Source organism: Streptomyces sp. NPDC029466 (assembly GCF_055574515.1).
Map to the genome: position 1 here is coordinate 145,207 of NZ_JBVHZH010000012.1, position 13,445 is coordinate 158,651.

11 protein-coding genes are annotated in these 13,445 nt (G+C 70.9%); 8 read left to right on the top strand and 3 right to left on the bottom strand.

Translation table 11 applies throughout. The annotated features are described in order from the left end of the window. The first annotated feature begins 104 nt into the window (after positions 1-104). Entirely contained in the window at positions 105-1,736 is a 1,632-nt protein-coding gene (gene pruA / locus ACZ4XD_RS12810) for an L-glutamate gamma-semialdehyde dehydrogenase (RefSeq protein WP_468041343.1), read from the top strand. Positions 1,737-1,806: 70 nt separating this feature from the next. Here pruA and ACZ4XD_RS12815 read toward each other — a convergent pair whose 3' ends face one another. Then, entirely contained in the window at positions 1,807-2,439 is a 633-nt protein-coding gene (locus tag ACZ4XD_RS12815; protein WP_468041345.1) for a Uma2 family endonuclease, read from the bottom strand. Between the two features lie 352 nt (positions 2,440-2,791). Here ACZ4XD_RS12815 and ACZ4XD_RS12820 point away from each other — a divergent pair, with 352 nt between their 5' ends. Further along, the gene (locus ACZ4XD_RS12820) at positions 2,792-2,923 is read left to right on the top strand and encodes a hypothetical protein (RefSeq protein ID WP_018087223.1); all 132 of its coding nucleotides are present in this window, start codon (positions 2,792-2,794) and stop codon (positions 2,921-2,923) included. 170 nt (positions 2,924-3,093) lie between these two features. Here the strand turns inward: ACZ4XD_RS12820 and ACZ4XD_RS12825 are convergent, their stop codons facing one another. Next, positions 3,094-4,701, bottom strand: a complete 1,608-nt coding sequence (locus ACZ4XD_RS12825; RefSeq protein WP_468041351.1) for a purple acid phosphatase family protein — start codon at positions 4,699-4,701, stop codon at positions 3,094-3,096. A 128-nt stretch (positions 4,702-4,829) separates the two neighbouring features. Here ACZ4XD_RS12825 and ACZ4XD_RS12830 point away from each other — a divergent pair, with 128 nt between their 5' ends. Together ACZ4XD_RS12830 and ACZ4XD_RS12835 are read left to right on the top strand one after the other, a co-directional pair. Further along, positions 4,830-5,870 carry a 3-isopropylmalate dehydrogenase gene (locus ACZ4XD_RS12830; protein WP_468041355.1) on the top strand — a complete coding sequence of 347 codons (1,041 nt, stop codon included), beginning with the start codon at positions 4,830-4,832 and terminating at the stop codon, positions 5,868-5,870. A gap of 340 nt (positions 5,871-6,210) precedes the next feature. Next, complete coding sequence (locus tag ACZ4XD_RS12835) at positions 6,211-7,299, top strand: branched-chain amino acid aminotransferase (protein WP_468041359.1); 1,089 nt, start codon at positions 6,211-6,213, stop codon at positions 7,297-7,299. 84 nt (positions 7,300-7,383) lie between these two features. Here ACZ4XD_RS12835 and ACZ4XD_RS12840 read toward each other — a convergent pair whose 3' ends face one another. After that, entirely contained in the window at positions 7,384-8,838 is a 1,455-nt protein-coding gene (locus tag ACZ4XD_RS12840) for a cytosine permease (RefSeq protein ID WP_468041363.1), read from the bottom strand. Positions 8,839-9,082: 244 nt separating this feature from the next. Here ACZ4XD_RS12840 and ureA point away from each other — a divergent pair, with 244 nt between their 5' ends. From ureA to ACZ4XD_RS12860, 4 genes are all read left to right on the top strand, one after another. After that, positions 9,083-9,787, top strand: a complete 705-nt coding sequence (gene ureA, locus ACZ4XD_RS12845) for an urease subunit gamma (RefSeq protein ID WP_468041366.1) — start codon at positions 9,083-9,085, stop codon at positions 9,785-9,787. Next, on the top strand, positions 9,784-11,478 hold the full coding sequence (locus ACZ4XD_RS12850; protein ID WP_468041370.1) for an urease subunit alpha: 1,695 nt from the start codon (positions 9,784-9,786) through the stop codon (positions 11,476-11,478). Before ureA ends, ACZ4XD_RS12850 begins: the two co-directional genes overlap by 4 nt. Positions 11,479-11,624: 146 nt before the next feature. Then, positions 11,625-12,665: an agmatine deiminase family protein gene (locus ACZ4XD_RS12855; RefSeq protein ID WP_468041372.1), complete on the top strand. Its 1,041-nt coding sequence runs from the start codon at positions 11,625-11,627 to the stop codon at positions 12,663-12,665. A gap of 35 nt (positions 12,666-12,700) precedes the next feature. After that, entirely contained in the window at positions 12,701-13,318 is a 618-nt protein-coding gene (locus tag ACZ4XD_RS12860) for a TetR/AcrR family transcriptional regulator (protein WP_468041373.1), read from the top strand. Positions 13,319-13,445: the final 127 nt, after the last annotated feature.

Consider the following 13,445-nt stretch of genomic DNA (forward strand, 5'->3'; position numbering starts at 1 on the left):
GATGTTCCGGACGGCGCCGCCCGCAGCCGCCCACCCGAAGCGGCCGCGGCCGCACCACCGACGTACGAAAACCGACGAGCGAAATCGAAGGAGACACGGCCGCTATGGACGCTGTGACCCAGGTCCCCGTGCCGGTTAACGAGCCGGTCCACACCTACGCCCCCGGTAGCCCGGAGCGTTCCCGCCTGGAAGCCAAGCTCAAGGAGCTGGCCGACAACCCGATCGAGCTGCCGATGACCATCGGCGGCGAGCACCGGATGGGCGGCGGCGAGCGCTTCGACGTCGTGCAGCCGCACAACCACGCCTCCCGGCTCGGTACGTACGCCAACGCCACGGTCAAGGACGCCCAGGACGCGGTCGACGCCGCGCTGGCCGCCGCCCCGGCCTGGCGTGCGCTGTCCTTCGACGACCGCGCCGCGATCATCCTCAAGGCCGCCGACCTGCTCGCCGGCCCCTGGCGCGAGACGATGGCCGCCGCCACCATGCTCGGCCAGTCCAAGACCGCCCAGCAGGCCGAGATCGACACCCCGTGTGAGCTCATCGACTTCTGGCGCTTCAATGTGCACTTCGCGCGCCAGATCCTCGCCGAGCAGCCCCCGGCGAACTCCCCGGGCGTCTGGAACCGCTCGGACCACCGCCCCCTCGAAGGCTTCGTCTACGCGATCACGCCGTTCAACTTCACCGCGATCGCCGGCAACCTCCCGACCGCGCCCGCGCTCATGGGCAACGTCGTGGTCTGGAAGCCCTCCCCGACGCAGACCTACGCCGCCGTGCTGCTGATGCAGCTGCTGGAGGAGGCCGGGCTGCCCAAGGGCGTCATCAACCTCGTCACCGGTGACGGCAAGGACCTCTCCGAGGTGGCGCTGACCCACCCCGACCTGGCCGGTATCCACTTCACCGGTTCGACCAAGACCTTCCAGTACCTGTGGAAGACGGTCGGCAACAACATCGAGAACTACAAGACCTACCCGCGGCTCGTCGGCGAGACCGGCGGCAAGGACTTCATCGTCGCCCACCCCTCGGCCGACCGCGCCGTGCTGAAGACCGCCATGACCCGTGGCGCCTTCGAGTTCCAGGGCCAGAAGTGCTCCGCGGCCTCCCGCGCCTACGTCCCGGCCTCGCTGTGGAACAGCGGCCTCAAGGAGGAGTTCGCGGCCGAGGTCGACGCCCTGTCCATGGGTGACGTCAGCGACCTGTCGAACTTCATGTCCGCCGTCATCGACGAGCGCTCCTTCGCCAAGAACAAGGCGGCGATCGACCGCGCCAAGGCCGACCCGACCATCGAGGTCGTGGCCGGCGGCACGTACGACGACAGCGAGGGCTACTTCGTCCGCCCGACGGTCCTGGTCTCCACCGACCCGGAGAACGAGATCTTCAAGGACGAGTACTTCGGCCCGATCCTCGGCGTCTACGTCTACGACGACGCCGACTACGACGCGATGCTCACCCAGATGGAGTCCGCCTCGGCGTACGGCCTGACCGGTTGCGTCATCGCCCAGGACCGTGCCGAGGCGGCCCGCACCTGCGAGGTGCTGCGCTTCGCGGCCGGCAACTTCTACATCAACGACAAGCCGACCGGCGCCGTCGTCGGCCAGCAGCCCTTCGGCGGCGGCCGCGCCTCCGGCACCAACGACAAGGCCGGCGCCAAGCAGAACCTGATGCGCTGGACCTCCACCCGCTCCATCAAGGAGACCCTGGTCCCGCCGACGGACTACCGCTACCCGCACATGGGCTGACGTCCGACCGGCCGCACGCCGACGGCCCGGTACCCCTCTCCCCGGGGGTGCCGGGCCGTTCGGCGTTGCTTCAGGCGTTGCGTGGGGGGCCGGTGATCGCCTCGCCGATGGTGAAGCCCTTGGCGGGGCCTTCGGGGATGGTTGCTTCGGTGCCGAAGCGCACCCGATTTTCGCCGGCGTACGTCGCTTCGTCGGGGCGAGGGTCGGTGAGCACGCTGACGACGCCGTGATCGTCGTATGCGTCGATGAGTACGTACACGGGAATGCCGGCGCGGGCATAGGCGCGGCGCTTGCGGACGCGGTCACGCTGCGTGCCGTCGTGCCCGGGGGAGACGACCTCGACGATGAGCCCGACACAGCGGGCGTCGAGGCCGAGACCGTCATCGGTAACGAACTCCTCGTCGTCTTCCGGGGAAACGACTGCGTCCGGGATCCAGACCTTGCGGCCGTGCACGACGTTTATGTCGTTACTGACGACGTACGGGCTCGACTGGCCGTCGAGGTACCGGCTCAGCTCTCGGCGCAGTTGGTTACTGAGCTTGCTGTGGCTGTAGCGACCTGTGGGCGACACCTCGATGAACCCCTCAACGATCTCGGCGCGAAGGCCCTCGGGGAGTTCCATGGCTTTCCATGCCTGCCACAGGAGCTCGTCCAGGTCCAGTCCGGGCGTGGATTCGGGCGCCTCGTGTGCGAGAGCGGTCATGGTGCAGCACCTCCTCCTCAAGTGTGGGCGGGCTTGGCCGGGCGGCACAAGCGACACCGCCAAGCTAGGAAGCCCGGGACGCCCTCGACCTGCGAATGTTCCCGGATCACTCGTTCGAGCACACGCCCGCCGTCTCAGATAGTAGGAAGCCCAAGTAATTGTGCAGACATCACGGCCGAGCTGTCCTAGCGTTGTAGGAGCCGAACGTAACGCTCCATCGAGCGAGTGCGGATGCGGCCCGGTACGTGAGCGCAGGTGACCCCTGCCGTGCCGAGGCCCCCGCGTTTTCCGGCCGCTTCTGGATCGACGCATCCCATTTCTTCTCGGGGCTCTGGCATAGGAGACGTGAATCATGGCTGAGACTGCCGTCCGCAGGACCCGTCACTCCGCCCGTACGACCGGCGACGCCGACCGCAGGAATGCCGCCGCCGCCCTCCAGCGTGCCCTCGACCGCCGTGACAACGGCGGCTCCACCGGGCACTGAGCCGATGCGTGCGCGACCTGGGTCGGTCCTGTCGAGGCCGGCGTCGATGCCCTGCCGCTGCTGCTGGCGGATCCGGCTGTCCGTGGCCCGGTGGCTCTTTCTGTCCTGAGTGGGCTGAGCCCCCAGGGGCGCCCGGATCCCGGGCGCCCCGGCAAGTGCTCGCCCCCTGATTACTGCGCGGGCGAGCGCGTCACCTCGAAGTGGTCGATGCGCTCGCCGGACTCGGCGAGGGCGGTGACCTTCATTCGCGGGTGGCTGCCCGGTGTGACCTCGACGGCGATGAAGGAGTAGCCGGTGTAGCGGACCCGGGACCACTCCACGGTTTCCTTGGTCTTCTTCTGGCCCTTGGACCAGTGGTAGGTGTCCACGTGGTCGAGGTCCTTGACGTGCCCCTCGTAGCTGTCCGGTACGGGGAAGTCGTAGAGGGCCCGGCCCGCGCCGCCCGCGGTCACGTAGACGATGCCCTCGCGGGTGGTGTCCACGCTCGCGCCGATCGGCATCTTCTTGGCGACCCGCCCGCTCTTGAGGGCGTCGGTGCGCTCGTAGACGTGGTTGTGGCCGTTGACGACCAGATCCACCTGGTGCTTGTCGAACAGCGGTAGCCAGGCGTCCCGCACCGCGCCGTCGGAGGCGTGCGAATTCGTGGTGGAGAAGGCGCAGTGGTGGAAGAAGACCACGAGGAAGTCGATGCCGTCGGTGGCGCGCAGCTCGGCCAGCCGGCGGTCCAGCCAGCGGGTCTGCCGGCCGTCGGTGTAGCCCTGGTTGGCGGGGATCTCGTAGGAGATGTCGTTGGCGTCCAGGGCGACGACGGCGGTGTTGCCGTAGGTGAACGAGTAGACGCCGGGGGCGTTCTGGGCGTCCGGGCCGTTGCCGGGCAGCGACCAGCGGGCGTTCTGGCCGCCGTAGCCGTTGGGGGAGTACCAGGCCTCCATGTCGTGGTTGCCGGTGGTCACCATCCACGGCACGGACTTGGCCACCGACTCGGTCTGCGCGAGGAACTGGTCCCAGACCCGGGCGTCGTAGGCGTCGTGCTCGGAGCCGTCGCCGTCGGTGTCCGCGTAGCAGATGTCGCCCGCGTGCAGGTGGAAGGACGGGTTCTGACCCAGGATCAACTGGTCGTTGGCCAGGGCGTGGTAGCTGACCCCCTGGTCGCCGAAGGCGGTGAAGACGAAGGCCTCGGGGCGGGCCGGGGCGGTACGGAAGGTGCCGACGGTGGAGAAGTGGCGCGGGTCGGCCGGGTCGAAGCCCTCGTGGCCGACGCCGTAGTAGTACGTCGTCCCCGGGTGCAGCCCGTCCAGCGCGGCGTGCAGGTAGTACTGCTGCACGGCCGGCAGCTTCGCGGACAGCGACGGGGTGTGCAGCGGCCGGACCTCGGCCTCGATCTTGCGCCCCAGGTCCCACGGCTTCAGACCCACCCGCAGATACGGCCGCTTGACCGCGAGCGGCACCTGCCAGCTCACCCGCATCTGGTGCTTGGGGTCGGCGCCGAAGGCCAGATGCCGGCCGAACGGGGCGACCAGCGAACCGTCCACGGCGGCCGTCGCCGGCGAGGACAGCAGGGTGGGCGAGACGCCCTGGGCCGAACCGGCCAGCAGCCCGGAGCCCGCGACCACTCCCGCGGTGGCGGCCGAGGTACGCAGCAGGCCTCTGCGGCTCAGCTTCGTACGGAGGTAGTCATGCTGTTCCGGCATGCTCATCCGGGCCGCCAGCTGCTCCGGGATGCCGACGCGGGGGGTGTGCGAGGGCCGGTGGACGGTCCCCCGGGGATTTCCAGTCATGCCCCGAATTTCCCAGCGCGACCCGACCGTTGTGGGGACAGCGGGTGAACGCCGGCTGACCGCCTCCCCATGTGTCCGTATGGCGGACGTTACGTGTCAATCCATGGGACGGAGAGTAGGGTCCAGACATGTCTCGCAGCATTCGCCTCGCAGTGATCCCCGGTGACGGTATCGGCCAGGAAGTCGTGGCCCAGGGCCTGAAGGTCCTGACCGCGGTCCTCCCGCAGGACGTCAAGCTGGAAACCAAGGAGTACGACCTCGGTGCCCGGCGCTGGCATGCGACCGGTGAGACCCTTCCCGACGCGGAGCTGGAGTCGCTCAAGCAGCACGACGCGATCCTGCTCGGCGCGATCGGCGACCCGTCCGTGCCCTCCGGTGTGCTGGAGCGCGGTCTGCTGCTGAAGCTCCGCTTCGCCTTCGACCACTTCGTCAACCTGCGCCCGTCGAAGCTCTTCCCGAACACCTCCACCCCGCTCGCCGGCCGCCCCGACATCGACTTCGTGGTGGTGCGCGAGGGGACCGAGGGCCCCTACACCGGCAACGGCGGCTCGCTGCGCACCGGCACGCCCGCCGAGGTCGCCACCGAGGTCAGCGTGAACACCGCCTACGGCGTGGAGCGGGTGGTCCGGGACGCGTACGAGCGGGCCAACTCCCGTCCCCGCAAGAAGCTCACGCTGGTGCACAAGAACAATGTGCTGGTGTACGCGGGCCACATGTGGAAGAACATCTTCGACAAGGTCGGCCAGGAGTACCCCGAGGTCACCACCGACTACCTGCATGTCGACGCCGCGACGATCTTCTTCGTCACCCAGCCCGAGCGGTTCGACGTGATCGTCACCGACAACCTCTTCGGTGACATCCTCACCGACCTCGCCGCGGCCGTCACCGGCGGTATCGGCCTGGCCGCCTCCGGGAACATCAACCCGACCGGCGACTTCCCCTCGATGTTCGAGCCGGTGCACGGCTCCGCGCCGGACATCGCGGGCACCGGCAAGGCCGACCCGACGGCGACGGTCCTCTCCGTCGCCCTGCTGCTGCGCCACCTCGGCTACGAGCAGCAGGCCGCCCGCATCGAGGAGGCCGTGGCCGCCGATCTGGAGGCCCGGGACGGTACGGCGCGGAGCACGGACGAGATCGGTGACGCGCTGGTCGCACGGGTAGCGGGCTGAGGCCCCACCGCGCAGACACGCACCACGCACAGCGCCGGGCCGCCTCCAGGGGGCCCGGCGCTGTGCGCGTGCGCCCGGCACCGCCGCCGCCCCGGTTCCGGCCGCACGGACCCACGGGCGATAATCGGACGTGGCATCCTTGCCCGCGAGGAAACTCGGACGTCCCAGTAACGACCGGTACGTTCAAGCGGCCTCGTAGGCGCGGCAGCCACCGCACCGGTGCCGCAAGGTGGGGGACCGAACCCCTTACCCCCGGCCGGAGGGCTGGGCCGGTGATGCTCCCCAGCGCACGCTGGGAGGTACCCCCCGGTATCGCACACGCAGTGAAGGACATGCATCCATGACGACGCCCACGATCGAGCTCAAGCCCTCCTCGCATCCGCTGTCCGACGCGGAGCGGGAGCAGATCCTGGCCGCCCCCGGCTTCGGCCGCCACTTCACCGATCACATGGTGACGATCAAGTGGACGGAGGGCCGTGGCTGGCACGACGGGCAGCTCGTGCCCTACGGGCCGCTCTCCCTCGACCCGGCGACCAATGTCCTGCACTACGCCCAGGAGATCTTCGAGGGCCTCAAGGCGTACCGCCGGCCCGACGGGTCCGTCGCCACCTTCCGTCCGGACGCCAACGCCCGGCGCTTCCAGTCCTCCGCGCGCCGGCTGGCCATGCCCGAGCTGCCCGTCGAGACCTTCATCGAGGCCTGCGACCTGCTCGTTCAGCAGGACAAGGACTGGGTGCCCGCGCACGGCGGCGAGGAGTCGCTCTACCTGCGCCCGTTCATGATCGCGACCGAGGTCGGCCTGGGTGTGAAGCCCGCCAACGAGTACCTCTTCGTCGTCATCGCCTCGCCCGCCGGCGCGTACTTCGCCGGCGGCGTCAAGCCGGTCTCCATCTGGCTGTCCGAGAACCGGGTGCGGGCCGTCCCCGGCGGTATGGGTGACGCCAAGACCGGCGGCAACTACGCCGCGTCGCTGCTCGCCCAGGCCGAGGCCGCCGCGCAGGGCTGTGACCAGGTCGCCTACCTCGACGCCGTGGAGCACAAGTGGGTCGAGGAACTCGGCGGGATGAACCTGTACTTCGTCTACGGCGACAAGATCGTCACCCCCACCCTGACCGGCTCGCTGCTCGCCGGCGTCACCCGTGACTCCCTGCTGTCCGTCGCCCGCGACCTGGGTTACGCGTCGGAGGAGGCCCGGGTCTCCATCGACCAGTGGAAGACCGACACCGCGAACGGCACCCTCACCGAGGTCTTCGCCTGCGGCACGGCCGCCGTGATCACCCCGGTCGGCACGGTCAAGAGCGCGGGCGGCGAGTGGACCCAGTCCGACGGTGAGCCCGGCAAGGTCACGCTGAAGCTGCGCGAGGCGCTCCTCGACATCCAGCGCGGTGTCGCCGAGGACAAGCACGGCTGGATGCACGAGCTGGGCTGACTCCGCCACCGCGCATCGCCCGGACCTGATCGAGGCCGCCCCCGGAAGTGCGTCGGGGGCGGCCTCGGTCGGGTCCGGGCCGGCTCAGCCGACCTCCGCGGGGGCTTCCGCCGCCGGGGCCGGGGGAGTGGCCGGCCGGGTGCGCAGCGCCGCGACCGGGCGCGGGTCCCGGACGGTGAGGGCCAGGTACGCGATCCCGCCCATGGCCGCCGCGAGCAGGAAGCTGAGGTCGATGCCGCCGGTGAGGGGGAGCAGCGGCCCCTGGTAGAGCGGGGTGTCCACGCCCATCAGGCCGACCACGGAGCCCAGCGCCCAGGCCAGCGTCGCCCGGACGTGCCAGCCCGCCCGGTACCAGTACATACCGCCGCGCGTGCCCCGGTTGTAGACCTGGAGCGACTCCGGGTCGTAGGCGCCGCGGCAGCGGACGAAGCCGATCACGGTGATCACCGCCCAGGGCGTCCCGACGGCGGTCATCAGCAGCACGAACGAGGTCATCGCGTCCTGCGCCGCCCACAGGAAGTGACCGGCGTAGACCAGCGTGGTCGCGAGCGCGGCGACGACATAGGTGGCCTGGGTGCGGGTCGCGCGCGGCAGGATCGCGTCCAGGTCGAGGCCCATGCTGTAGAGCATCAGACCGGAGTTGCCGACGGAGCCGGCCGAGGCGTTGAGCAGCAGCAGCGCCAGGTACCAGAACGGTGCGCCGGCCACCAGCGGGCCCGCGTAGTCCGCGCCCGCACCGACCGCGAGCGCGGTGAACGTACCGAAGAGCTGCGGCACCAGCAGGCCGACCACCAGGCCCAGACAGGTGGCGCCGAAGACCTTCCGGCCGCTGTGCCGGAGCGGCGAGATGTAGCGGCTGTAGTCACCGAGCAGCGTGATGAAGGCGATGGGGCCGCTCAGGCCCGCGGAGACGGCTGCCAGCAGCCAGGTCTGCCAGAACCCGCCGAGCAGGTAGGAGCTGCCGGGCGGTGCGGCGGTGGTGAAGGTGTCCGCGTAGGCGACGATGCCGAGGGCCAGGAGGACGGTCAGTCCGATGGCGAGCACCTTGCTCAGCCGGAGCAGCACCCGGTAGCCGTAGACCGCGCCGACGGCGGTGGCGCCCGCCAGCAGGGCGTAGACCAGGGCGTACGTGGTGCCGTTCGACGGCAGCCCGGTCAGCCGGTGCAGCGTGCCCACCACCGCGTCGCCGCCCACCCACAGGGTCAGCGCGGTGTAGCCCAGCGACAGCAGCAGGCCGATGACCGAGCCGACCAGCCGGCCGCGCACACCGAAGTGGGCACCGCTGCTGGTGGACAGGTTGGTGGCGCTGCGCAGCGAGACCAGGGCGAGCGGGGCGGTCAGCAGGGTGCCGACGAGGGTGCCGGCCACCAGGGAGGTCACCGAGGGCCAGAAGCCGAGCCCGAAGGAGACCGGGAGCCAGCCGAAGATCACCACACCCAGGGCGAGGTTCGATCCGAGCAGGATTGAGATCAGATCGCGAGGGCCGCTGGTGCGTTCCTCGTCCGGGATGGTGTCGACTCCGCGTTGTTCAATCGGCATGAGGGCTCCCCTGAGAGGCCGGACAACAGTGTGCGAGCAGCGCGCGGGCAGTGCTCCGTGCTGTGGACGGTGCGCGCGAGGCGCGCTGTCCGCGCTGCGAGATCATTTAGAGCAGCGCTCCATCGCGCCGAATAGTTAGAGCAGCGCTCAATGTGATGCATGGCTGTGGCCGCGGTCAATGCTTTCCTCTTGATGATTTTCATGGTTAGAGTGTTGCTCTAATCGATCGGGAGGTGTGGACGGGATGCGGCTGACCCCGACGGAACGCGACCGGCTGCTGCTGTTCGGCGCGGCCGAGCTGGCGCGGACGCGCCGGGCTCGCGGACTGAAGCTGAATGTGCCCGAGGCGACCGCGTTGATCGCGGACACAGTCTGCGAGGCGGCGCGGGACGGGCGCCGCCTCGCTCAAGCCATCGAGGCGGCCCGCGGCGTGCTCGGCCCCGACGATGTGCTGCCGGGCGTGGCCGACGTGGTCACCGAGGTGCATGTGGAGGCCGTCTTCGACGACGGCTCCCGGCTCGCGGTGGTCAGCGACCCGATCGGCGCCCGTCCGGCGGGCGACGGGGGCGACGAGGACCCCGCGCCCGGCGCGGTGCTGCCCGGCCCGGCCGACCCGGAGCCCGCGCCCGAGGTGGTGCTGACGGTGCGCAACACCGCGACGGTGCCGATCAGCGTCACCTCGCACTTCCACTTCTTCGAGGCCAACCCCCGGCTGGACTTCGACCGGGCCGCCGCGTACGGCATGCGGCTGTGCGTCCCGGCCGGCTCGTCGGTGCGGTTCGACCCCGGCGGCGCCGAGGAGGTCGGTCTGGTCCCGGTCGGCGGCGACCGGATCGCGATCGGCTTCGCCGGTCTCGTCGACGGCCCGCTGGACGCACCGGGCGCCAGAACGGAAGCGCTGCGGCGGGCCGCCGCCTGCGGCTACCTGGGAGCGGAGGTACCGGCATGACGGGCAGCATCGATCCCCACGAGTACGCGTCGGTGCACGGCCCGCGGGCCGGCGACCGGGTCGTCCTCGGTGACTCGGGCCTGGTCGTCCGGGTCGAGTCCGACGCCCAGAAGCCCGGCGACGAGTTCCTGGCCGGCTTCGGCAAGACCGCTCGCGACGGGCTGCACCTCAAGGCCGCCGCGGTCCGCGAGACCTGCGATGTGGTGATCAGCAACGTCCTGGTCATCGACGCGGTCCAGGGCATCCGCAAGGTGTCCATCGGCATCCGCGAGGGCCGGATCCACGCGATAGGGCGGGCCGGCAACCCCGACACCCTCGACGGCGTCGATGTCGTCGTCGGCACCGGCACCTCGATCGTCTCCGGCGAGGGCATGATCGCCACCGCGGGCGCCGTCGACACCCATGTCCATCTGCTCTCACCGCGCGTCATGGAAGCCTCGCTGGCCTCCGGCGTGACCACGATCATCGGCCAGGAATTCGGGCCGGTCTGGGGCGTCGGCGTCAACTCGCCCTGGGCGCTGGGCCACGCCTTCAGAGCCTTCGACGCCTGGCCGGTCAACATCGGCTTCCTCGGCCGTGGTTCGTCCTCGGGCGAGGCCCCGCTGGTCGAGGCGCTCGCCGAGGGCGGCGCCTGCGGCTTCAAGGTGCACGAGGACATGGGCGCCCACGCCCGCGCCCTGGACACCGCGCTGCGGGTCGCCGAGGAGCACGACGTCCAGGTCGCGCTGCACAGCGACGGCCTCAACGAGTGCCTCACTGTCGAGGACACCCTGCGCGTCCTGGACGGCCGGACCATCCACGCCTTCCACATCGAGGGCTGCGGGGGCGGTCATGTCCCCAACGTCCTCAAGATGGCCGGGGTGCCCAACGTCATCGGCTCCTCCACCAACCCCACCCTCCCCTTCGGGCGGGACGCGGTCGCCGAGCACTACGGCATGATCGTCTCGGTCCACGATCTGAAGACCGATCTGCCCGGCGACGCCGCCATGGCCCGCGACCGCATCCGGGCCGGGACGATGGGCGCCGAGGACGTGCTGCATGACCTCGGGGCGATCGGCATCACCTCCTCCGACGCGCAGGGCATGGGGCGCGCGGGTGAGACCGTCCGGCGCACCTTCGCGATGGCGGGCAAGATGAAGGCCGAGCTCGGCCCGATGCAGGGCGACGGCGCCCACGACGACAACGCCCGCGTGCTGCGCTACATCGCCAAGCTCACCATCAACCCCGCCATCGCCCACGGCCTCTCGCACGAGATCGGGTCGATCGAGGTCGGCAAGATGGCCGATGTCGTGCTGTGGAAGCCGCAGTACTTCGGCGCCAAGCCGCAACTGGTGCTGAAGTCCGGATTCCCCGCCTACGGCGTCACCGGCGACCCGAACGCCGCCACCGACACCTGCGAACCCCTGGTGCTCGGCCCGCAGTTCGGGGCGTACGGCGCGACGCCCGCCGAGATCTCCGTCGCCTTCGTCGCGCGGGCCGCGGCCGAACAGGGCGGGGACGGGATGCCCACCCGCCGGCGCCGGGTCGCCGTCCGCGGTACCCGCGGCATCGGTCCCGGCAGCCTCGTCCACAACTCCCGGATCGGGCAGGTGCAGGTCGACGGGGGCAGCGGACTGGTCACCCTGGACGGCGCTCCGATGCGCTCGGAACCGGCCGACTCCGTCTCGCTGTCCCGGCTCTATTTCCTGTGAGGGCACCCCGTGGCGACTCCTGGTGGCCACCGTGGCACCACCCTCTGCGATCACGCCCGGTGGCCACTCCCGGTGAGTGCGCCTCGTAGGCCGACCAGCGCGAACCCCTTGCCTGTCACACCGATACAGACCCTGAGGACCCCCGCATGAACACCCCTGTCGCCGACGGCTTCCGCATGCCCCCGGAGTGGGCCCGGCACGAGCGCACCTGGATGGCCTGGCCCGGCCCCGGCTTCACCTTCGGCGAGGAGGGCGGCGAGACACTGGACCGGGCCCGCCGCGCCTGGGCGGCCGTCGCCCGTGCGGTCCGCCGCTTCGAGCCGGTCACCGTCGTCGCCGGAACCGGCCAGTCGGAAGGCGCCCGCGCGCTGCTCGGTGCGGACATCGAGATCGTCGAGCGCCCGCTGAACGACGCCTGGATGCGCGACATCGGCCCCACCTTCCTCACCGACGGCGCGGGCCGACTGGCCGCCGCCGACTGGGTGTTCAACGGCTGGGGCGCCCAGGAATGGGCCCGCTGGGACCTCGACGAGAAGATCGCCGAGCAGGTCTGCGGGCTGGCCGGCGCCCGCCGCTACGCCACCCCTCTGGTCAACGAGGGCGGCGGCATCCACATCGACGGCGAGGGCACCGTGCTGCTCACCGAGACCGTCCAGCTCGATCCGGGCCGCAACCCCGGCCGTACCCAGGAGGAGGTCGAGGCCGAGATCCACGCCCACCTCGGCACCGCCAAGGCGATCTGGCTGCCGCGCGGACTGGCCGCCGACTACGGGCAGTTCGGCACCCGCGGCCATGTCGACATCGTCGCCGCCTTCGCCCGCCCCGGCACCGTCCTCGTACACACCCAGCCCGACCCGGACCACCCCGACCACGCCATCTGCCAGGAGATCGGCAAGCTGCTGCGCGCTTCCACCGACGCCCGGGGCCGGCAGCTGGAGGTCATCGAGGTGCCCGCGCCGACCGTCATCGAGGAGGACGGTGAGCCGGTCGACTACTCCTACATCAACCACTACCTCTGCAACGACGGCGTGGTGCTGTGCGGCTTCGACGACCCGCGCGACGAGGAGGCGGCCGCGATCTTCCGCCGGCTCTTCCCCGACCGGACGGTGACCCTCGTGGACGCCCGTACGATCTTCGCAGCGGGTGGCGGTATCCACTGCATCACCCAGCAGCAGCCGAAGGTCTGATCCGCAGACCTGCCCCAGCCGACCCGGAGGTCCCTGTGCCCGGTCCCGCGCGCCGTCCCAGGCGCCGGCTCAACCAGCCCCGCGAGCAGGTCCTGGCCGCGGCGATGGCGACCATCGCCGCCGAGGGCCTGGACCGGCTGACCATGGCCGGCCTGGGCCGCGAGGTCGGCATGAGCAGCGGCCACATCCTCTACTACTTCGGTACGAAGGACGAGCTGCTGCTCCAGACCCTCCAGTGGAGCGAGGAGCAGCTCGGCGCCGAGCGCCGGGCCGCCTTCTCCCGCCGCGTCCCGGCCCGCGAACGGCTGGACGCGCTGGTCGACCTCTACCTCCCCGAAGGCCACCGCGACCCGCGCTGGACGCTGTGGCTGGAGGTGTGGAACCGCTCCCAGAACGCCGACGACGAGACCCGTGAACGCCAGCTGGAACTGGAACTGGCCTGGCACCGCGACCTGGTGGCCCTGCTCGTCGAGGGCATCTCGAAGGGCGAGTTCCGCCCCGTCGATCCCGAACGCTTCGCCACCCGCACCCGCGCCCTCCTCGACGGCTTCGGCTCCCAGCTCGTCGTCGGCCTCCCGGGCACCGAGCGGGAGGAAGTGCGGGACCACGTACGGGAGTTCCTGGACGAATCGCTGTCCGTCCCCCAGGGCTGACCGCGGCGGGGGGGGGGGGGGGGGGGGGGGGGGGGGGGGGGGGGGTGGGAGGGGGGGGGGGGGGGGGGGGGGGGGGGGGGAGGGTCCCGCCTCGGGGCGGCGGGGCGGGTTGGGCGCTGCGCGCCCC